Here is a 20,191-nt window from a genome sequence, read left to right as displayed (position 1 = left end):
CGGTAGAGTCGAGGTGTGGCGCGCGTGGCTGTAGGTCGAGCATATCTGTTTCCGCCGCAAGGTGAGATGGGTGAAACTTGCGGAATGCTGCGCCGCTTGTCCCGCGCCTCCGTCGTCCGTGTCTTCCGGCCTCGATCATCGGTTTCTTCGACGGGACATTCCAGCCACATCTTCATCAAGTGCAGCACCCGCCGATCAACGATCCGGCGCGCCAGCGACTTTCATCAGTTCTGATTGCGGAATGCTCCCGAAGTAGTCCGCGAGGTCGGCATCGACGACTTCCGGATGACCACGGAATATCAACTCCTCCATGGAGCGGTGGCTTGGTGAACTGGCGCTTGCGCTCAGAAAGGAGACCTACCGAAAGTGTCCAGAAACTGCAGACGGCGTTACACGCGAAAGCGAAGGCAGAAGCCGGCTATCGCTTCTATGCCCTGTACGACAAGATCAGCCGGGAAGATGTTCTGGCCCATGCCTATGCTCTGTGCCGCTGAACAAGGGCGCACCGGGAATGGACGGTCAGGATTTTGCGACATCGAGGCATACGGGCTTGTCGGAGTTGCTAGGTTTCCCAATCTCCGGTCCCTCTCCACTTGCTGCGTTCGTCTTGAACTGAGGCCCCTTTCCCTCCACCGGCATTACCCGGCTTCCCCGGTACTACGAGCCTCTCCGCCACCCCAGGGCGCCCGGCCTGTCCCTCGCGGGCATCCGGTTGGTCATCCCTGACCACGTCCCTGGGGCTTTCCGTGTTGCGTGCGCTTTCCTTGTATACATGCTGCCGCCACTACCCCGGTGCAGATGGGCTCAAACGGGGTACGCTGGTTTCGAGAAAATCGTTCACGACGACGCCGCGGTCCGTTGTCAGCACTGCCGTTTCGGCGAGCTCCGTCCGGGGCCGCACGCCGATGCCGGTGACAACAAGGTCGGCGGCCAGAATGTCGCCGCCGCGAAGTTTCACCTCGCGGCCATGGATACTGCTTACAGTCTCCTCGAGATGGAAAACGACGCCATTCTTCTCATGAAGAGTCCGGATGAATTCGCCCATCTGCGGACCCAGAACCCGCCCCATCGGGCGCGTGCCGGGGGCGACGACATGGACTTCGATCCCGCGAGCGCGCAGGGCAGTGGCGACTTCGAGGCCGATGAAACTCGCTCCAAGCACGACGGCGCAGTGCGCTGGCGCAGCCCGCTCTATTATGGCCCGGCAATCAGCGAATGAGCGTAGCGCATGAACATGGGGCTGGTCGGCACCCGGAATGATCAGGCGTTTCGGCTCTGCATCAGTCGCCAGCAGCAACGTGTCATAAGGGACGGAGTCTCCGCCAGCGAGGATGGCCTCGCGGGCACGCGGCTCGATGCGAACCGCTTGCGTCCTAAGACGGAGATCGATCTGGTTTTTCGAATAGTAGCTCTGATGGCCGCTACGCCCGCCTGCAACGAACTTTGGGCCACGTTCAGGTCCTGATCATGGACGACTGGGGCCTCGAACCACTCAACGAACAGGCGCGTCACGACCTGCTCGAAATCCTCGAAGATCGCTATGGCCGTCGATCAACGATCATCACCAGCCAACTTCCCGTATCGGCGTGGCACGGCGTCATAGGCGACCCAACTTACGCCGATGCCATCTTGGATCGTCTCGTTCACAACGCCCATCGCATCGAACTAAACGGCGAGAGCCTACGCCGAAACTTACCCCGAAAAGCTTGACACCTCGCCTGAACGAACTGACAACAATCATCGCCTGTAGACCCCACTAAACAGGGGGCGAGATCATCCCGGAAACCGGGGGCGCAATTATCTCGGAACAAAGGGTCGGCTTCATCGGAATCGGCAGACAAAGGGCGCAGCATCGATCGGGCGTCAGGCCGCAAGAACCCTGGCGGTGACGCTGTGCCCGTTCGTCGCTGCGCCACTCTTGCTTTCACGATGAGGACGGTAGCAGTACGGCGAGCACTTGGCCCGGTGTGCCGGATGCGTTGTTAAGGGAATGCGGCTGGGGTACCATGTAATTGGAATTGTCTATCTTGGGCGGGTCGGCCCAGCATCCGCCGGTGGCGAGGAGGTGCTGATGCGCCTTTATTTTCGCGATCGTGTTGCTCGAGCTGTCCTTCAGCTTGACCTTCGTCAAGAGGCCGATGGGACCGACAATTGCATTCGCATTGTATTGACCAATCGTCACTCCAAGCGCACCCGGCTCCAGGTGAATATCGCAGGGTGATGTCGATCCCGGCGCCAACAGAGCGCCTTCAATCTGCTCAACCTTCATCCGGACCGTTTTGTTGGTCGCATTATAAATGCTGACGACCATATCGTTGCCGGAGTCGAAACTCTGCGAAGGAGACTGGATATCTGCCCAATTCCAGCCGTTCATCCCGAAATAGAACTCCTGGGGGTCCTGCTGGATGACCGGGCCGCTGAAAAGCTGGCTGGCTACGGCCTCTGGGAAGTCCGCTCCGTTCTGCATCTGGACATAGTAGATGAAACCGGCACTGCCGTTGTTATAGGCGTACTGGGCGTAAGAAGGAGCCGAGTTCGTGCTGGTATCAGAGGTGAAATAGATGACGCAGATCTGGCAGAGATTTGGCAGTACCGCTTGGAGAATTTGTTGCAGATAGCTCCAGGTTCCTGCTTGCTCCGCCTGAATTTGCATCGTGTTTGTGTAGGTACAATCGCGGTAGAGGTTGCTGACAGCCTCCATCGTGGAACGATACGAGAGGATCGTGTCCTGCTGCTGCGCCATCGTACTCTGTATCGCCTCGAGCTGGTTCATTAATTGCTGTTGGAGCGCCGTAAAGTTAAAGGTTTTTGGATTCCCGTTCAGTGCACCAGCAGCGACGGCGGTGTTGAATGCAGTCGCCATTACGTTGGCAATAAAGCCTCCTCCTGTGCCGAAAAGGGAGAACACTGCGTATAGTATATTTTCGAAGAAGGTCGCTGCGACGAGCGTGGGATTGCCAGGTGCCTGCTGGGCCGCCTCCTGAAGAGCCGTTCCGAGGGTAGTCAATTCCGCGGTTTCTTGGCCCATCACAGCATTATAAAAGCTTTGGCTGATGGCGTAGAGTGAATTGACGTTCAGAACGTCCGTCATTTCCGCTTCCAGGGTCGTCTGGACAGTTGAGAATTCCGCACTGGTGAAGCCAGAGGGATTCGTCGGGCAGGTGAGATTGAGCAGGTCGGACTTGAGATTTGCAACAAGGTTGCCGGCCTGCAGGTACTTTGATCGGAGATCGACCGACGTACTCCCCAGAAGCTGCTGCTCGATCCACTGATAGGCGGCGTTGTAGCCGGGACCGCCGTCGCCAAACGGAGGGAACGCCGGATTCGGGAGTGGCGGCTTAAGGCAGCTGTCTATTTGGGCTGCCCATTCCTGAATCGTGGGGGTGTCTTGATTATCATCCGCTGCATCGCCGAGCACGAGAGAAACTGGCGCTCCATCCGAACGACTAACCTTTACCCGCTTTCCGGTCACCTGATGGATAAGCCTGTTCTTCGTGTCGATCGTCCAGCAATCCTGCTCGGCAGGCTTGCGGCCGTTTGCGAGATGGTGAAATTCGAGAGTTCCCTCCGGCGATAACCCAAGCACGGTTCCCGGCCGCTGCCCGAGCTCAAGCGCGTTATCATCGGTCAGTCGCCAGATCGCGAGCCTTTGACCATGGATCGCATCAGCCGGCGTAAACGCTATCCCTGGCCTATTCGTTAAGCCGCCGACCAAATGTCCGGAAGATCCGTCAGTCCCCGAGACGTGAACAAGCAGAAAGTTCTTCATGAGAGCGCACCTTTCTATCGGCCACACGAATTCAATCGCGTCCGCTTCAAAAATGAGGATCACTGGGTTGAGAAAAACTTCAACCAAAAGCGGGTGCATCGGGTCCGCTTGGCCAAAATGAATAGCAAGCAACCGATGGCAGAACTTCTGTTTTTCTTTGGAATGCAATGATGTGTTGACGCCGGCTATCTTGATCTGACCGACGGAAAATGCAACCTGCATTTTTTAGGGTACAACCATTGCGAGATCGAAATATGGACTTGTATGCCACCGAGGCAGTTCCAGCAGAAGGATGTGTCGCGTCCGATAAGCCGGGCTTACCGTTGCACGCCGATTTTGACGCCGCTACGACGTGCAGAACGCAGACAATAGAAGCGATCCGATACCCTATCCTGCTCCTGGTGGACTGAATCTGCCTCGGCGGCAACTCACACCCCTGGATATGCGGGCTGCCGTCATTAGCGGCGCAACCCCGCGCGAAAAAGCCCCGGTTAAGGGAGAGCTGAGGCTTTCTCGAGTATTTCGCCCCGCAACCGTTTCGGCGGGGCTGTGGGTGCGCGCGGGCGAAATTTGCAGGCAGAAAATTCCCGACGCTGATTTTTTGCCATCGAGGAAATGTATCGTCAACGAAACACCCCAAGTGACAGTGCAGATCAGTCGGCAGATATGAGCGCGCAAAAAAGCCCCGACAGGCACTGCCGAAGCTTCTGTTTCGCCCTGCGAGCCGCTGTTTCGGAGGGGCCGCGTGCGGCGCGGGCGAATGGCAACTGTTATGTTATACCTGTCACACGTATTTAAAGATGAGACAAAGTAGTCAACTTAGAAATACGACATCATGCTATTCCTTACTACTGCGTTTGCAAGTTGATATATTTACAAAGTACGTAGACGCAAGCCGCCGGCCGGGTGGAGCTGGTCAGGGTTGCGCAGCCCGGTCGGCGGCGGCTGGCTCCAGCTGCGAGATAAACTTTAGATCCCATGAGGAGTGAACAGCGGTCGGCGCTCTGGCAGAGTGAGGCTGCATCAAAGCACTCGCTCAGGAGGAGTAGGTTATGGGAACCACGCCCGTTCAATCAGAAGCGCCGACCGCTGTCCGTACTGATCTTGGCGCAATTTTTGTATCTTTGGAGCTCAGCCGCTCGACTTGGCTGGTCACTTCGTTGTCGTCGGGCGGCGGCGAGAAGATGTCGAAGCATGTCGTGGACGGCGGCGATGTTGCCAAACTGCTGGATCGGTTTGGGGAGCTACAGCAGAAGGCACGGTTACGAACAGGAAAGTCGTTTCCCATCGTGACGATCCGAGAGGCCGGATTGGACGGCTTTTGGATACATCGCGTCCTGGAAGCGAACGGCATCGAGAGTTACGTTGTCGATGCGGCTTCGATCACGACTTCACGCCGACGCCGGCGTGCGAAGACCGACAAGATTGATGGTGAAGCCCTGGTCCGGGCACTGCTCGCGTTCAAGCGCGGCGAGCCCCGTGTATGCGCAATGGTTAAAGCGCCGAGCCCAGAAGACGAAGATCGGCGGCGGATCTGCCGGGAGCGCCAAGTGTTGATTGCGGAACGGGTGAGGCATTCGGGGTGGTGTTCGATCCGGTTGGCGGACCGATCTTCGAGCCTTTGACCGCTGCCATGTCTTCCGGCACATGGGCCCCAACCGGCTGCCGTTCCGGGCTCGGCCCGCGAAGCTGTCCCCTCCCTACCCCCATTTCGCCGAGCCGCCCTCGGGCACATCGTCCCCTGCAGCTCCGCTGCGCGCATCGCCGATGCGGGTCGGTTCCGGTAAGGTCGCCACAAATGCGCCCTAATAATTATTAGTCTACTTGATTAATTTATAAGCATCAACGCACAAATTATGAGCACAAATTCTCAAAACTTCTGCTTTACTTTAGAGATCTTCAAACTATACTGGCAAATGTTTCTAGGGTTCCGATGCGATAAAGCATGGCTGGACCGAGAGAAACCTCCGGTGGGGAGACATCCACCGGGTCCACGGCGGGATAAAAGCCCGGGAGGCTCATGCAGCGATGTCGTTGCTTTGGGAATCCCGCCTCGTGATTTCCGAGAGATGAGCGCAGCTTGAGCCCCGAGTCGAACAAGGGGAACAGACGATGCATTTCGGAAATGGCAGATTCGGTTTTCGTGCCCTCTCGGCCGCTCTCGGCCTCTCGCTCACGCTTCTGGCGGGCGGGACGCAGGCGGAGCCGAAGAAGGAATTCAATATCGCCTGGACGATCTATGTCGGCTGGATGCCATGGCCCTATGCGGCGGATGCCGGGATCGTGAAAAAGTGGGCCGACAAGTACGGCATCACCATCAACGTCAAGCAGATCAACGATTACGTCGAGTCGATCAATCAGTACACCGCCGGCGGCTTCGACGGCGTGACGGCGACGAACATGGATGGGCTGACCATTCCGGCCGCCGGCGGCGTCGACACGACGATTCTGATCATCGGCGATTTCTCCAACGGCAATGACGGCATCGTCTCCAAGACCGCGAAGACGCCCGTCGATCTCAAGGGTGAGAGCATCAATCTCGTCGAACTGTCGGTCTCGCACTACCTTCTTGCGCGCGCGCTCGAAGCGGCGGGGCTCTCCGAAAAGGACGTGACGATCGTCAACACCTCGGATGCCGACATGGTCGCCGCCTTCAAGTCGCCGGAGACCTCGACGGTGGTGACCTGGAACCCGCTGCTCGCCGAGGTCAAGGCCGAACCCGGTTCCGTCGCGCTGTTCGATTCTACGCAGATCCCCGGCGAGATCATCGACACGTTGATGGTCAACACCGAGGTGCTCAAGGACAATCCCGACTTCGGTAAGGCACTCGCCGGCATCTGGTACGAGACGATGTCGGTCCTGACGGACCCGGGCGAGAAGGGCAAGACGGCACGCGCCGCGATGGGCGCGATGTCCGGCACGGACCTTGCCGGCTTCGAGGCCCAACTTGCGGCGACCAAGCTGTTCGCGACGCCTCAGGAGGCGGTCGCCTTCACCGAGAGCGAGGACCTCATCAAGACGATGGACCTCGTCAGAAGCTTCTCCTTCGACCATGGCCTGCTCGGCGACGGCGCGGCGGACAAGGACGTCGTCGGCATCGCCTTCCCGGGCGGGCAGGTCCTCGGCTCGACCGACAACGTGAAGCTGCGCTTCGACTCCAACTACATGAAGCGTGCTGCCGAAGGCTCCCTCTGACGCCGCTGCGGGGCATGGATTGACGCTGCCCCTGCCCTGCCGACTTCAGCCCGAGATATTCTCCAGATGATGGGAAGGCTTCATGCGACGTGCCGTCAATATCGTCCCGGGATCGGGAACTCGGATTCTGCTTGCCCTCCTGCCCTTCCTGTTGATCGCCTGCCTCTACGTCGTCGTCTCGGCGGAACGGCGGGCAGCAAATCCGGGCGACAAGCTACTGCCACCGATCACGGAAATGGCGACGAGCATGGACCGGCTGGCGACAGAGCCCGACCGCCGGTCGGGAGACTTGACCCTCTGGTCGGATACCGCGGCGAGCCTCCAGCGACTGTTCATCGGCCTCGGGGCGGCCGCCGCCATCGGCTTGGTGCTCGGGCTGGCGCTCGGGCTGCTTCCGGTGGCAAGCGCCGGGCTGTCGCCGCTGGTCGCCGTTATGTCGATGATCCCGCCGATGGCGATCCTGCCGGTGCTCTTCATCGTCTTCGGTCTTGGTGAACTCTCCAAGGTCGTGCTGATTGTAATCGGCATTGCACCGTTTCTCGTTCGCGACCTCGCCATGACCGTCGCCGCCATCCCGAGCGAGCAGATCGTCAAGGCGCAGACGCTCGGCGCCTCCACCTGGCAACTGCTGTTGCGCGTTGCACTGCCACAAGCGATGCCGCGGCTCATCGAGGCGCTCAGGCTCTCACTCGGCCCAGCCTTCCTCTTCTTGATCTCGGCGGAAGCGATCGCCGCCGAGAGCGGCCTCGGCTACCGCATCTTCCTCGTCCGGCGCTACCTCGCCATGGACGTGATCCTGCCCTACGTCGCCTGGATCACCCTCATCGCCTATCTCATCGACTGGCTGCTGGCGCGTGTAGCCCGACACGCCTTCCCCTGGGCCTACGTCCAGGAGGCGCGCCGATGAGCGAGATCCGTGTCCACAATGTCTGGATGGAATATGGCGACCAGATCGTGCTCGAAAGCATCTCGCTCGACATCGCCTCCGGCGCCTTTGTCTCCGTCGTCGGCCCCTCGGGCTGCGGCAAATCGACCTTTCTCCGGATGATCCTCGGGCAGGAGCGGCCGACGCGCGGCGTCATCACGCTTGATGGCGCGGCGCTGCCGGACGAGCCGGGCCCGGACCGCGGCGTGGTCTTCCAGCGCTATTCAGTTTTTCCCCACCTGAACGTTCTGCAAAACGTCCTGATCGCCTTCGAATTCGCCGATAGCCCGTTCACGGCCAAGCTGTTTGGAGCGAAGCGAAAGGCGGCCAGCGAGAAGGCGGAAGCGCTTCTTGAAGCGGTTGGGCTCAGCGCGCACGCTCGGAAGTATCCGAGCGCGCTTTCGGGCGGGCAGCAGCAGCGGCTGGCGATCGCTCAGGCGCTCGCCAGGAAGCCGAAAGTGCTGCTGCTCGACGAGCCCTTCGGCGCGCTGGACCCCGGCACAAGGGCGCAGATGCACGCGCTCATCAAGCCGCTCTGGCGCGAGCGCAGCATGACCGTGATCATGGTGACCCACGATCTCAAGGAGGCCTTCGGTCTCGGGACGCGGCTGCTCGCCTTCGATAGGCCGCGCATCGATCCGCAAGCGCCTGAGCGCTATGGCGCTCGCATCATCTACGATCTCGATTTGAGCCGCGACGGGCCCGTCCCGGTTCTCGGCTTTTCGCGGCCATTCGAGCCCAGCACCACGTCTCAGGAAACGAAAAGGAGCATGCCCCATGCGTGAACCCCGAAGCCGCCAATCCCGCCGCGCCGGCGCGATCGGGACGCCCGTTCGCGAGCGCCGGCACCACCCGGACTTCAACATGCTCGACAGCCAGGGCTGGAAGGCGCTCGAGGCAGAGGCAAAGCTAACCGGCAAGGGCTGGGGGCGGGAAAAGCAATGGGCGCTCGAAATGGGCCTGCCAGGATCGGAGAGCCTGACGGACAAGTCGATCCCGACCTTTGCGCGGGGCGAATTGCCGCATTTCGCCGGCATCAACACGTTCCTGAAGGCCCCCTACGTCGAAAATGTCCGCGATGTCGGCAAATACGATGCGGCCGTGCTCGGCATCCCTTTTGACAGTGGCACGACCTATCGTCCGGGCACGCGCTTCGGACCGCAGGGTATCCGCCGCATCTCGGCGCTCTATACGCCTTATAACTATGAAATGGGCGTCGACCTGCGCGAACAGATGACACTCTGCGATGCCGGCGACGTCTTCACCATTCCAGCCAATCTGGAAAAGAGCTTCGACCAGATCACCCGCGGCGTCGCCCATGTCTTTTCCTCCGGCGCGCTGCCGATCATGCTCGGCGGCGACCACTCGATCGGCTTTCCCTGCGTGCGCGGCATTGCCGAATGCACCTCGAAACGCATTGGCATCATCCATTTCGATCGCCACATCGATATCCAGGAAAAGGATCTCGACGAGCGCATGCACACGACGCCGTGGTTCTGGGCGACCAATCTTCCGAACGTCTCGCCGAAAAATCTCGTCCAGCTCGGTATCGGCGGCTGGCAGGTGCCGCGCGACGGCGTGAAGGTGGCGCGCGAGCGCGGCACCAATGTGCTGACGATCGACGACATCGAAAAGCTCGGTCCCGAGAAGACCGCAGAGATTGCGCTCGAGCTCGCCTGGAAGGACGCCGACGCCGTCTACATCTCTTTCGACGTCGACAGTATCGATTGCGGTTTCGTGCCGGGCACGGGCTGGCCGGAACCGGGCGGCTTCCTGCCGCGCGAGGCGCTGAAGATCCTAGGGCTGGTTGCGGCAGAGGGGCTCTGCGGTCTCGAGGTCGTCGAGGTCAGCCCGCCCTACGACACCTCCGACATCACGGCGCTTTTCGGCGTGCGGGTGGTGGTGGAAGCGCTTGGTTCGCTCGTAGCGCATGGCAAGCTCGGCTCCCACAAGCACCTTATCGACAAGCCGGTGAGCTTCTGAGGGGATGGCCATGCACGGCGGACATCATCACCACGGCGCGCATTCGCACCACCATGATCATGATCATGATCACGATCACGACCACCATGCAGGTCCCGGCCATAACAGGCAGCGTGACACCGTACAATGGCAGGTGCCGCATCGCCGCGAAAGCAAGGACCTGTCGCCGCCGCACGAGCGTGATCTCGATCTCGTCGAGGCGAGTTTCGTCGAGAACTTCGCCCGGGCGAGTGATCCGACGAGTTTTCTGAGGCTTGCGGGCATTCCCTTCGTCGGCGTCGACGCTTCCGGGAACGCCCTGCATCTGCTTCGTGTCGAGACTGCGGATCGTACGGATATCGGCGCGGTCGTGCCGCTCCTCGGCGGCAACGGCGTACGCTACGACGTGCTGCCCGCGCGCATGACCTCACGCCGCCACGACCTGCGGTTCCTCTATCACGACGGCAAAGCGGTCGTCCGGCTTTCTTTCGCCGAGGCACACAAGCTCGAGGACCGGACTGACGCCTCGCATTTCGACATCGGACCGGCCGAATGAATTCTTCCTTCAGAAAGGCAACTCCATGATCTTCCGGACCATCGCTGCGCTCGCCGCCCTCCTAATCACTCTGCCCGGTCAGGCCCTGGCCCATATCGGCGACCATGTCCGCGGCATCGAAAGCGGCTTTCTCCACCCCTTCTCAGGTCTTGATCACCTGCTCGCCATGGTCGCCGTCGGACTGATTGCCGCGCGGCTTGGCGGCTCGGCGCTCTGGCATTTGCCAGTCGCCTTCATCTCGGCCATGGTCGCGGGCGCAGCCGTAGCCATGATCGGCATGACCGTGCCGCTCGTCGAGGCGGCGATCCTCGCCTCCGTGATCATCTGTGGCGCAGCGCTGATCATAGACGCGAACGTGCCGGTCACTCTGGCCGCTACGGGCACCGCCGCCTTCGCCTTCTTTCATGGCGTGGCCCATGGAGCCGAGGGACCGGCTGCCGCCCCCCTCGGCTATATCCTCGGTTTTATCGGGGGCACGGCGATCCTGCACATGGCCGGCATCGCCGCTTACCGTGGGGCTGCCCGGTACGATGTGGCCGCAGCGGCGGCGCTTCGCCTCACTGGCACGGTGATCATGGGCGCCGGTGTCGGGCTCGCCTACGTTGCATAACGCGCGAGGAGATGAATATGCGCCCAATAGCCGATTTGTTGATTTGCTGGCGACAGGTCATCTTCGCGGGTTTGGCTTCCCGCTTCGCTGGTCTGCAAAGCCTGCATCCAGCCTCACCCCGGCCGACAACCGGCGCGCAGGGCGAGGTTGAAAAAAGCACTGCGCAAACGTGATAAAGGCAAGTGCGAAGGCCGCATATGTCGAGGCGGGCTGCAGCACCGCCGACTTCCTTGGCCGGTACCGCCGCGACACCTCGCTCGCAGAAAACGCTTCCGCAAGCGCATCCACGCGATATGTTGTCCTGACCAGAGACTCAAACTGCGAGGCCTTTCATGGCGGAGCGACAACAGAGCCACCTCCGAGAACGCATGACGATCCGTGGCGATGTTGATGCGGCCTCATTCGTTCCCTGGATCCGCCGCCATGCAGCCAAGCTCGGGCTCTCGCAGGCCGTATCCCATGCCGAGCCGGATCGGATCGAACTTGAGATCGCCGGACCGGCGGATCTGATCGACATGATGGAGATGGGATGCTTGCTCGGCCCCATCGACGTCTGGGTCGAAACGATTGACCGCATACCGATCGACCGCGGAAGCGACTAACGCGCCGCTCGATCATCCACTGCCTTTTATTTCATCAATATTGCCAGTGCAGAATAATTATGCAAACGTGATGACACTGAGCAGCAAGCCGTCCGCGTACACTTTGGATTTGCACCAGTAAAGCATTGGTATCGTTCAGAAAGTTTAATTATGCTATCCGATACGTCGGGCTGGACGCCAGTCGCTCTTTCCGCGGATTTGCCAGCAGGAAGCGTCATGCCGGCACGGACACCCGCCGGCCCGATTGCCCTCTGGCGAAGTCAATCCGGGCATGCGGCGGCCTCGGCGGACCGCTGCCCGCATCGCGGTATGCGCCTGTCTCACGGCTTCGTTCGTGGCGAGGCTCTGTCCTGCATCTATCACGGCTGGAGTTATGCCCGGACCGGAAACTGTCTGCGCATCCCGGCCCATCCAGCTCTCACGCCGCCGGAAACGATCCGCGTAGAAACGCATGAGGTCAAAGAGTCCGGCGGGGTCATATGGGTGGCGGTCGGAGAACCCACAAAACAGCCGCCGCGACTCGAAGGCCTTGCTCCGTTGCGTTCGCTGACGGCGCATGCCAGCATCGCCGTGCTTGAGGCTGTGGCGGGCGCAAAGGCCGGTCCTGAGGGGCTTGCCTGGCAGGTGGCGCGGAATTCGCGAGAGATCCGGCTGCTGCTTGCCTCGCAGGAGGACGACCAAACACTGATCCATGTTCTGCTGGACGACAAAAGCAGTGCGTCCCAGCGCGTCGCGGCCTCCCGTGCCACCGAGAGCTTGCGACGGACGGCCGAATATCTTCAGGCGAAAGGCATCGCGTCATGACCGAGGACGCCATGATCGACGAGTGGTATCCCGTCGGCCTCTTCAGCCAGATTGAGGATGGATGGAAAACGGCCCTGATGGGAGAGCCGATCGAGGTGGCAATCGCCCCCGGGGCCGAAGTCAAGGTAACATCTGAAGATGGGCGAACGCTCCCCGTTCGCGTCCGCTACGGTCACGTCTGGTCGTCGCTCGGCAAACCGCGGAAAGACCTTTTTGCGATTCCCGAAGCTGACCAGCCCGGGCGACGATTTGTCGAAGTCGGCGTGGTCCGGGTCCGCTGCTCACCGCTCCGCGCAGTGGAGAACTTCCTCGACATCGCGCATTTCCCTTTCGTGCACACCGATATCCTTGGCGCCGAGCCGCATACGGAGGTGCAGGACTACAAGGTCGAAATTCGCCAGGATGAGGACGAGGTCTGGGCAACCCAGGTGAAATTCTATCAGCCGCAAGCGGCGAAATCGGCAACCGGCGGCATCACCACCGAATACATGTACCGTGTGCCGGCACCGACTTGTTCCGTCCTTTACAAGACGTGCCCGCCTCGACCCGGAGAATGGGACGTCATCGCCCTCTTCGTCCAGCCGCTAGCCGAAGACCTGTGCGACGTTTGGCCCTGGATGGCTCTTTTCGACGATGTCACGCCGATGACCGACCTCATCCACTTCCAGCAGACCATCTTCCTGCAGGACCGGTCGATTCTCGAAAACCAGATCCCCCGGCTCCTGCCTCTCGACCCAGGGATGGAAATCCCCACGAGAGCCGACTTGACGTCGGTCGCCTACCGGCGCTGGCTGAAACGCCACAACTACAGATATGGCGCACAGCTGGTGGCACAATGAAGCTCTACGATTACGTCCTTTCGCCCAGCTGCTACAAGGTGCGCCTGATGGCAGCACTCATCGGCGTGAAGCTGGAAATCCGGCCGGTGGACTTCCATCCCGGCGCCGAGCATCGCGGCCCTGAGCTCATGGCGCTCAATCCGGCGGGTTCCATCCCGATCCTTGACGAGGGCGATCTCATCCTTACCGAATCCGCCGCCATGCTCGTCTACCTAGCCGCACAGGCGGGGCCGGAATGGCTCGGCAACGGCTCACCGGAGGAAAGCGCGCGCGTCCAGCAGTGGCTTTCGTTCTCGCACCGGCTGACGGCGAGCCTTGGAGGCGCGCGGCTTCATGAAATGCTGCTGCGTCCGGGGGACATCGCCAAACTTCAAGCGCAGGGCATTGCGGCGCTTCGCGAGCTCGAGGCTGGCCTGGTCGAGCAGGGCCTGCGCGGCATGCGGTTCCTCGCGACTGATCGGCCGACCGTTGCCGATATCGCCTGCTTTCCCTACGTCGCACTCGCGCCCGACGGTGGTGTTCCGCTCGATCCTTATCCCGCCATCAGGCTCTGGTCCCGCGCAATCCGCGGCATCGAACACTTCATCGAGATGCCTGGCATTCACCGGCTGCATGAGCTCAGGCCTGAACCTTATGTCGAGGCGGGGGAGGCGTAGGTGGGCGGCCATCTGCTACGGAACTGTGCGACGGTCATCGCGGACGAGGGCAACGGCCCGACCGTCTACCGCAACGTCGATTTGCTGACGAATGGTCCTGCGATAGTGGCAATCCGCGAAGACCTTCAAAAGGAAGAATTGCCAGCCGGGACGATCACGCACGACGCCACCGGCTGGTTCGTATATCCCGGCCTCGTCAACACGCATCACCACTTCTTCCAGTGCTTCGTGCGCAACCGCGCGGATCTCGATTGGACGAAGCTGTCGGTCATCGAATGGCTTGACCGTATCTATCCGATCTTCTCGCGGCTGACCGAGGACTGCTTCTATCATGCCTCGCTGACAGCAATGGCCGAGTTGATCAAACACGGCTGCACGACGGCGTTCGACCATCAGTATTGCTTCCCCCGGCACGCCGGCAAACGGCTGATCGACCGGCAATTCGAAGCTGCCGATCTTTTCGGCATGCGGTTTCATGCAGGCCGCGGCGGCAACACGCTGCCGAAGTCCGAAGGCTCGACCATCCCGGACGCCATGCTGGAAACGACCGACGAATTCATCGCCGATTGCGCGCGGCTGATCGACACCTATCACAATGCCAGCCCTTTCAGCATGCGGCAGGTCGTGGTCGCGCCCTGCCAGCCGGTCAACTGCTACCGCGAGACCTTCGTGGAGTCGGCGGCGCTGGCGCGCGATCGCGGCGTGCAGTTGCACACGCATGTGGGCGAAGGCGAGAGCCCGGTCATCGAGGCGCGACACGGCATGCGGACGGTGGACTACTGCGCCGAGCTCGGTTTTGCCGGCCCCGATACCTTCTACGCCCATTGCTGGGAACTGACCCACCACGAACTTCAAACGATGGCAGCAAGTGGCACGGGTGTTTCTCACTGCCCCGAACCGGTCTACCTCGTCGGCGCCGAGGTGACGGATATTCCTGCCATGTCGGCCTTCGGTCTCCGGGTGGGTCTCGGCTGCGACGGAGCTGCCTCGAACGACAATTCAAACCTGATGCATTGCGTGCACTCCGCCTACATGCTGCAGTGCCTGACGGCGTCGAGTCGCGCGCATCCCGTTCCGCCCCCGGTCGATTTCCTCGGCTATGCCACGGCTGGCGGTGCTGCCCTCCTCGGCCGCCGCGACATCGGCCGGCTTGCCCCCGGCATGGCCGCCGACCTTTTCGCGATCGATACGCGACGCATGGACTACGTCGGCACACGGCACGATCCATTGAGCCTGATCGCCAAGGTGGGCGTCGGCATGCCGACCGACATGACGATGATCAACGGCCGCATCGTCTGGGCGAAGGGCGAGTTCATCGGGCTCGATGAGGCGCGGCTCTTCACCGAGGCCGAGGCTGCTCTCGCGGCAGTGGAATTCTGAGACACAAAACAGGGGAACCGACATGCTGACAAATCTCACCCGCAGGACATTAATGAAGGGAATCGCCGCCACCGGCCTCGCCGGCGCGCTCGGCAGCCGAGCCGCCTTTGCCGCCGACGAACCGCTCGGAATCACCCTTGTGATCCCCTCGCCGGTCGGCGACGTCGGCTGGGGCCGCGCGCTTGCCGCGGGCCTCGAGCCGGTCAAGGCCGCCTATGGCGACAGGGTGAAGGTCACCGTCATCGAGAACATCGCCGAAGGGCCGGACGCCGACCGGATCATGAACAAGACAGTTGCAGACGGAAACAAGTTCCTGATCGCCGGCTCCTTCGGCTATCAGAACGGCGCACTGCAGATCGCCCGTCGCGATCCTAGCGTCACCGTGCTGCATGCGTCCGGCTTCCAGGTGGCGCCGAACTTCTCGCCCTTCGCGGCGAAATACTTCCAGGGGACCTACCTGCTCGGCATGGCGGCCGCGGCGCTCTCCAAGACCGGCAAGCTTGGCTCGGTCTCCGCCTTTGCGATTCCAGAGCTGATCACCTCCGTCAACGCCTTCACGCTCGGTGCGCAAGCTGTGAGACCCGATATCGAGGTGGCGGTCGTCTGGGTGAACTCGTGGTTCGATCCGGCCAAGGAGCAGGAGGCCGCCAAGGCTCTGATGGCCCAGAAATGCGACGTGATCTTTTCCAACGCGCAGGACACGCCTTCCGTCATCTCGGCCTGTGAGGAGGCCGGCATCTACGCGTTCAATCTCAACTCTTCCATGAAGAGCTACGCTCCGAAGACCTATCTCGGCTGTGTCGCGACGGACTGGTCGCCGTTCTTCAAGGCCTCGGTTGACGCCCACATTGCGGGCACCTTCGAAGGTGCGAATGCCTTCCTCGGCGTCACCGATGAAGTCGTAAAAGTCGTTGATTGGAGCACGGACGTACCAGCTGAGGTCATGACGAAAATCAAGGAAATCGAAGCGAAGATCGCCGACGGCAGCTTCTCGCCCTTCGCCGGGCCGATCGCCAAGGCCGACGGCAGCGAAGGCGTCGCCTCCGGTGCAACGCTCAGTGATGGCGAGATCGTCGCGATGGACTGGCACGTGAAAGGTGTCACCACGCCTCTGCCGAAGTGAGCCATGACCTCCCCGCTCCTGTCGCTTCGCGGCATTTCCAAGAGCTACGGCCAGATCCATGCCAATCAAGGCATCGACTTGGACGTAGCCCCACAGTCGATTCATGCGGTGCTCGGTGAAAACGGGGCGGGCAAATCGACGCTGATGAAGCTGATCTACGGCGTCGAGCAGCCAGACGAGGGAAGCATCGTCTGGGACGGAGAGCCCTTGAACCTTGCCTCGCCCGCCGAGGCGAGGCGCAAGGGCATCAGCATGGTCTTCCAGCACTTCTCGCTCTTCGAAACGCTGACGGTCGTGGAGAACATTCGACTGGTTGTACCGGGCCGGAAAGCCGATCTCACGGAACGCATCCGGGCGCTTGGGCGTGACTTCGGCCTCGAAGTCGATCCGCTCGCCCCTGTGCACGCGCTTTCGGTGGGCGAGCGGCAGCGGGTGGAGATCATCCGATGCCTGATGACCAAGCCGAGGCTCTTGATCCTCGACGAACCAACCTCAGTCCTGCCGCCGCAGTCGGTCGACAAGCTCTTCGACACCTTGCGGCGGCTGCGCGACGGCGGCGTTTCCATCCTGTTCATTTCCCACAAGCTGGAGGAAATTCGGGCCATCTGCGATAAGTCGACCATCCTGCGCGACGGTCGCGTCACGGGACATATAGACCCACGCGAACACGATGCCCATGACCTTGCCCGCCTGATGATCGGCCGCGACATGCCGGAGTCGATGCCGGCCGTATCGCAGTCTGGAAGGGAAAAGCGGCTGGAGATCATCGGCCTCGACCATCGGCCGGAAGACCCCTTTGCCGTGGCGCTCTCCGGGATCAGCCTCACGGTGCGTGCCGGCGAGATCCTCGGAATAGCGGGGATTTCGGGCAACGGACAAAGCGAGCTTGCCGCGCTGATATCCGGCGAAATGGTGCTGCCGCGGGAAAAGCGCGACCGGATCCACATGATGGGAAAGGACGTGGGCACGCTCGGTGCCGCCGCCCGCCGGAAGCTTGGATTTGCCTTCGTGCCCGAGGACCGACTTGGACGGGGCGCCGTGCCCGAAATGTCGCTCGTCCTCAACAGCCTGCTGACGGCACATCCGCTCGGCCTTCTCAGGTACGGTCTCGTCGACAAGGCGAGGGCGAAGGCGTTTACCAACGAGTGCATCCGTCAATACGATGTCCGCACGCCCGGCCCGGAGACGGAAGCGGGCGCGCTTTCCGGGGGCAATCTGCAGAAATTCATCGTCGGCCGCGAGATTATGCTCTCTCCGAAACTGCTCTTCGTGGCGCAGCCGACCTGGGGCGTCGACGTCGGCGCCGCGTCCGCCATCCGCAGGCGGCTTGTCGCGCTGCGCAATGAGGGCATGGCTATCCTCGTCATTTCGGAAGAACTCGAGGAGCTTTTCGAACTCTGCGATTCCATCCAGGTGCTGCACCACGGCACACTAAGCCCGCCGCTCGAGACACGGGACACGCGACCCGAGGATATAGGACGACACATGATCGGCGCACATACTGCTGCAGCCCCCAAGGTCCTGGCATGAGCGCTTTCTCCGCGGCCTTCCTTCCCACTCTCGTCCGCCGCGAGCGCGCCTCGCTTGCCGCGACACTGCTTGCGCCTCCCGTCGCCCTGGCCGTGGCGACCGTCCTCAATATCGGGCTCTACGTCCTGATGGGCCGCGATCCCGTCGCCGTCGTCTATGCCATGCTTTTCGAGCCGTTCCTGTCCTGGGCGTCCTTCTCGGAGGTGCTGCTGAAGACGGGCCCCCTCCTCCTCATCGCACAGGGGCTCGCGATCGGCTTTCGCACGAAGGTCTTCAACATCGGCGCCGAGGGCCAGTTCATCCTGGGCGCGATTTTCGCCTCGGCCATTCCCATCTGGTTTCCGCAGGCGACAGGCCAGTGGATCTGGCCGATGATGCTGTTGCTGGGTGTCCTCGGCGGCGTCCTCTGGGCATCCATCACGGCCATCTGGCGCGTGAGGCTCAATGCAAACGAAATCCTCGTATCCCTGATGCTGAGCCTCGTTGCCGCGCAGCTTCTCAACTACCTGCTCCTCGGCCCCTGGAAGGATCCCAACGGCTTCAATTTCCCCCAGTCGGTGATGTTCCAGTATGATGCAATGGTGCCGGTTCTGATCGCAGGCACCCGTGTCAACGTCTCGCTTCCCCTGACACTCGCCCTGTCGATTGCGGCATGGCTCTTCATGCAGAAGAGCTTCCTCGGCTACAAGCTCCAGGTTGGCGGCCTTGCGCCACGTGCCGCCGGCTACGCCGGGTTCAGCGAAGGCTGGGCGATCTGGCTTTCCCTTCTCATCGGCGGCGGCGCCGCCGGCCTCGCTGGTGCAGCCGAGGTTGCCGGTCCCCTCGGCCAGTTGCAGCGCTCGATCTCGACTGGTTATGGTTATGCAGCCATTATCGTTGCCTATCTCGGCGGCCTGCATCCGATCGGCATCATTGCTTCCGCTCTGTTCATGGCGGCCCTCTACATCGGGGGGGATAATGCCATGGTGTCGGCAAATCTGCCGATCGCCGCGGTCCGCGTCTTTCAGGGCAGCCTGCTGCTCGCCTATCTCATCGCAATCGCCTTCGTGCGATACCGTCTCGAATGGCACCGTCCCATCTACCGGAGCCAGCCATGAACGCCATCGAGTTCATTCTCGCCGGAATGCTCGCGGCTGCGACACCGTTTCTGCTTGCTGCTCTCGGAGAGCTGGTAGTTGAGCGGGCCGGGGTTCTCAACCTCGGCGTCGAGGGCTTGATGGCGTTCGGCGCGGTGCTCGCCTTCATTGTCGTCTATCATGGCGGGGGGCACCTCCTGGGTTTCGTCGCCGCAGGTCTTGGCAGTGCCGTCCTCTCTCTCGTTTTTGCTCTCATCGCGCTCGGATTTCGCGCGAACCAGGTGGCGACAGGCCTTGCCATAGGTATCCTCGGCCAGGGTCTCTCGGCGCTGTTCGGGAAGACCTATGAAAGCCTCACGGTCAAGGGGCTTCCCAGGCTTGCATTGCCATGGCTTTCGGAAATCCCGCTGGTCGGCCGCCTGTTCACTCAGGACATTGTCGTCTGGCTGTCCCTTGCCGCGACCCTCGCCATCTGGGTGATGTTTGCCTACACGAAGGTCGGCCTCGTCCTCCGCGCGACCGGCGAGAACCCGAAAGCGGCTCACGCCATCGGCTATTCGGTCACTGCCATACGCTTCGCCGCCGTTGCCTTTGGCGGAACGATGGCGGGCTTTGCCGGAGCCTATGCGGCCGTTGTCTACACGCCTCTTTGGGCCGACGGGATGATTGCCGGGCGCGGCTGGATCGCAATTGCACTCGTCGTCTTCGGGACATGGCTCACCGGCCGGATCTTCCTGGGGGCATGCCTGTTCGGGGCCGTATCGCTCATGGGCCTCGCAGCCCAGGCGACCGGACTCGATGTTCCATCACAAGTGCTTGCGAGCCTGCCCTATCTCGTCACGATCATCGTACTCGGCATCATTTCGGCAGACCGGCGCCTGCTGAAGTTGAATGGCGTCGCATCGCTCGGCGAACCGTTCGAACGCTAGAGGTGACGTGAGGCGAGCTCTGATCGCCTCCGAGAAGCAGGCGTCCACCGGCAATGAACGAAGTGGCTCCTCAAATGACATTTCCGTCTTGCTCACTTACAATATCCTCAGGCCGCCGCTCACGACCGATACAGGCAAGTATCGACATCCAAATTCCGCGAGATGCCGGACACGTCGCTCGCTGCCGCATTTTTAGTCAGTCGCGCCGCTTGACAAAACTTTAGACACAATAAAA

General features: G+C 61.4%; 17 protein-coding genes, 3 pseudogenes and 1 riboswitch. Of the genes and pseudogenes, 18 read left to right on the top strand and 2 right to left on the bottom strand.

Annotated elements, in window-relative coordinates; genetic code table 11:
* Positions 1-323: 323 nt before the first annotated feature.
* Positions 324-494: a hypothetical protein gene (locus EKH55_RS22910; protein ID WP_210249914.1), complete on the top strand. Its 171-nt coding sequence runs from the start codon at positions 324-326 to the stop codon at positions 492-494.
* Between the two features lie 317 nt (positions 495-811).
* On the opposite strand, the pseudogene EKH55_RS22900 reads toward EKH55_RS22910, so the two are convergent.
* A pseudogene (locus EKH55_RS22900) lies at positions 812-1,414 on the bottom strand (NAD(P)/FAD-dependent oxidoreductase); the annotation flags it as partial.
* Here EKH55_RS22900 and EKH55_RS22895 point away from each other — a divergent pair.
* Positions 1,414-1,710 (top strand): annotated as a pseudogene (locus EKH55_RS22895) (ATP-binding protein); the annotation flags it as partial. The pseudogenes EKH55_RS22900 and EKH55_RS22895 overlap by 1 nt on opposite strands.
* 214 nt (positions 1,711-1,924) lie before the next feature.
* Here the strand turns inward: EKH55_RS22895 and EKH55_RS22885 are convergent.
* Positions 1,925-3,991 carry a hypothetical protein gene (locus EKH55_RS22885; protein WP_151613281.1) on the bottom strand — a complete coding sequence of 689 codons (2,067 nt, stop codon included), beginning with the start codon at positions 3,989-3,991 and terminating at the stop codon, positions 1,925-1,927.
* A gap of 830 nt (positions 3,992-4,821) precedes the next feature.
* Here EKH55_RS22885 and EKH55_RS22880 point away from each other — a divergent pair.
* The 16 genes and pseudogenes from EKH55_RS22880 to EKH55_RS22805 all read left to right on the top strand — a co-directional run.
* Positions 4,822-5,346, top strand: a pseudogene (locus EKH55_RS22880) (transposase); the annotation flags it as partial.
* 334 nt (positions 5,347-5,680) lie between these two features.
* Positions 5,681-5,787: riboswitch (guanidine-I (ykkC/yxkD leader) on the top strand.
* Between the two features lie 94 nt (positions 5,788-5,881).
* Positions 5,882-6,964, top strand: coding sequence for a putative urea ABC transporter substrate-binding protein (locus tag EKH55_RS22875; protein WP_151613280.1), 1,083 nt, complete (start codon positions 5,882-5,884; stop codon positions 6,962-6,964).
* Between the two features lie 82 nt (positions 6,965-7,046).
* On the top strand, positions 7,047-7,871 hold the full coding sequence (locus EKH55_RS22870; protein ID WP_151613279.1) for an ABC transporter permease: 825 nt from the start codon (positions 7,047-7,049) through the stop codon (positions 7,869-7,871).
* A complete protein-coding gene (locus EKH55_RS22865) occupies positions 7,868-8,674 on the top strand; it encodes an ABC transporter ATP-binding protein (RefSeq protein ID WP_151613278.1) in 807 nt (268 codons plus the stop codon). The genes EKH55_RS22870 and EKH55_RS22865 overlap by 4 nt, the downstream gene beginning before the upstream one ends.
* A complete protein-coding gene (locus EKH55_RS22860) occupies positions 8,667-9,872 on the top strand; it encodes an agmatinase family protein (RefSeq protein ID WP_151613277.1) in 1,206 nt (401 codons plus the stop codon). Before EKH55_RS22865 ends, EKH55_RS22860 begins: the two co-directional genes overlap by 8 nt.
* Before the next feature lie 10 nt (positions 9,873-9,882).
* A complete protein-coding gene (locus tag EKH55_RS22855; RefSeq protein ID WP_151613276.1) occupies positions 9,883-10,407 on the top strand; it encodes a hypothetical protein in 525 nt (174 codons plus the stop codon).
* Positions 10,408-10,432: 25 nt separating this feature from the next.
* Positions 10,433-11,017: a HupE/UreJ family protein gene (locus EKH55_RS22850; protein WP_151613275.1), complete on the top strand. Its 585-nt coding sequence runs from the start codon at positions 10,433-10,435 to the stop codon at positions 11,015-11,017.
* A 332-nt stretch (positions 11,018-11,349) separates the two neighbouring features.
* Positions 11,350-11,619: an acylphosphatase gene (locus EKH55_RS22845; RefSeq protein WP_151613274.1), complete on the top strand. Its 270-nt coding sequence runs from the start codon at positions 11,350-11,352 to the stop codon at positions 11,617-11,619.
* A gap of 150 nt (positions 11,620-11,769) precedes the next feature.
* Positions 11,770-12,423, top strand: coding sequence for a Rieske 2Fe-2S domain-containing protein (locus EKH55_RS22840; protein ID WP_151613273.1), 654 nt, complete (start codon positions 11,770-11,772; stop codon positions 12,421-12,423).
* Complete coding sequence (locus EKH55_RS22835) at positions 12,420-13,262, top strand: aromatic ring-hydroxylating oxygenase subunit alpha (protein ID WP_151613272.1); 843 nt, start codon at positions 12,420-12,422, stop codon at positions 13,260-13,262. Before EKH55_RS22840 ends, EKH55_RS22835 begins: the two co-directional genes overlap by 4 nt.
* Entirely contained in the window at positions 13,259-13,918 is a 660-nt protein-coding gene (locus EKH55_RS22830) for a glutathione S-transferase family protein (RefSeq protein WP_151613271.1), read from the top strand. Before EKH55_RS22835 ends, EKH55_RS22830 begins: the two co-directional genes overlap by 4 nt.
* Positions 13,919-15,298: an amidohydrolase gene (locus EKH55_RS22825; protein ID WP_151613270.1), complete on the top strand. Its 1,380-nt coding sequence runs from the start codon at positions 13,919-13,921 to the stop codon at positions 15,296-15,298. It begins immediately after the preceding gene.
* 25 nt (positions 15,299-15,323) lie between these two features.
* Positions 15,324-16,421: a BMP family ABC transporter substrate-binding protein gene (locus EKH55_RS22820; protein ID WP_192803882.1), complete on the top strand. Its 1,098-nt coding sequence runs from the start codon at positions 15,324-15,326 to the stop codon at positions 16,419-16,421.
* A 3-nt stretch (positions 16,422-16,424) separates the two neighbouring features.
* On the top strand, positions 16,425-17,951 hold the full coding sequence (locus EKH55_RS22815; protein WP_151613268.1) for an ABC transporter ATP-binding protein: 1,527 nt from the start codon (positions 16,425-16,427) through the stop codon (positions 17,949-17,951).
* A complete protein-coding gene (locus EKH55_RS22810) occupies positions 17,948-19,048 on the top strand; it encodes an ABC transporter permease (protein WP_151613267.1) in 1,101 nt (366 codons plus the stop codon). Before EKH55_RS22815 ends, EKH55_RS22810 begins: the two co-directional genes overlap by 4 nt.
* A complete protein-coding gene (locus tag EKH55_RS22805) occupies positions 19,045-19,956 on the top strand; it encodes an ABC transporter permease (protein ID WP_151613266.1) in 912 nt (303 codons plus the stop codon). The genes EKH55_RS22810 and EKH55_RS22805 overlap by 4 nt, the downstream gene beginning before the upstream one ends.
* Positions 19,957-20,191 lie beyond the last annotated feature (235 nt).

This window comes from Sinorhizobium alkalisoli (assembly GCF_008932245.1).
Taxonomy (GTDB): domain Bacteria; phylum Pseudomonadota; class Alphaproteobacteria; order Rhizobiales; family Rhizobiaceae; genus Sinorhizobium; species Sinorhizobium alkalisoli.
The sequence above is the reverse complement of the archived record's forward strand: the minus strand, read 5'-3'. Positions and strand labels throughout refer to the sequence as shown.

What these genes read in the sequence shown, in the direction of transcription:
- EKH55_RS22885 (WP_151613281.1), bottom strand. Translation starts at nt 3,991, where the DNA reads ATGCAGGTTGCATTTTCCGTCGGTCAGATCAAGATAGCCGGCGTCAAC.
- EKH55_RS22875 (WP_151613280.1), top strand. Translation starts at nt 5,882, where the DNA reads ATGCATTTCGGAAATGGCAGATTCGGTTTTCGTGCCCTCTCGGCCGCT.
- EKH55_RS22870 (WP_151613279.1), top strand. Translation starts at nt 7,047, where the DNA reads ATGCGACGTGCCGTCAATATCGTCCCGGGATCGGGAACTCGGATTCTG.
- EKH55_RS22865 (WP_151613278.1), top strand. Translation starts at nt 7,868, where the DNA reads ATGAGCGAGATCCGTGTCCACAATGTCTGGATGGAATATGGCGACCAG.
- EKH55_RS22860 (WP_151613277.1), top strand. Translation starts at nt 8,667, where the DNA reads ATGCGTGAACCCCGAAGCCGCCAATCCCGCCGCGCCGGCGCGATCGGG.
- EKH55_RS22855 (WP_151613276.1), top strand. Translation starts at nt 9,883, where the DNA reads ATGCACGGCGGACATCATCACCACGGCGCGCATTCGCACCACCATGAT.
- EKH55_RS22850 (WP_151613275.1), top strand. Translation starts at nt 10,433, where the DNA reads ATGATCTTCCGGACCATCGCTGCGCTCGCCGCCCTCCTAATCACTCTG.
- EKH55_RS22845 (WP_151613274.1), top strand. Translation starts at nt 11,350, where the DNA reads ATGGCGGAGCGACAACAGAGCCACCTCCGAGAACGCATGACGATCCGT.
- EKH55_RS22840 (WP_151613273.1), top strand. Translation starts at nt 11,770, where the DNA reads ATGCTATCCGATACGTCGGGCTGGACGCCAGTCGCTCTTTCCGCGGAT.
- EKH55_RS22835 (WP_151613272.1), top strand. Translation starts at nt 12,420, where the DNA reads ATGACCGAGGACGCCATGATCGACGAGTGGTATCCCGTCGGCCTCTTC.
- EKH55_RS22830 (WP_151613271.1), top strand. Translation starts at nt 13,259, where the DNA reads ATGAAGCTCTACGATTACGTCCTTTCGCCCAGCTGCTACAAGGTGCGC.
- EKH55_RS22815 (WP_151613268.1), top strand. Translation starts at nt 16,425, where the DNA reads ATGACCTCCCCGCTCCTGTCGCTTCGCGGCATTTCCAAGAGCTACGGC.
- EKH55_RS22810 (WP_151613267.1), top strand. Translation starts at nt 17,948, where the DNA reads ATGAGCGCTTTCTCCGCGGCCTTCCTTCCCACTCTCGTCCGCCGCGAG.
- EKH55_RS22805 (WP_151613266.1), top strand. Translation starts at nt 19,045, where the DNA reads ATGAACGCCATCGAGTTCATTCTCGCCGGAATGCTCGCGGCTGCGACA.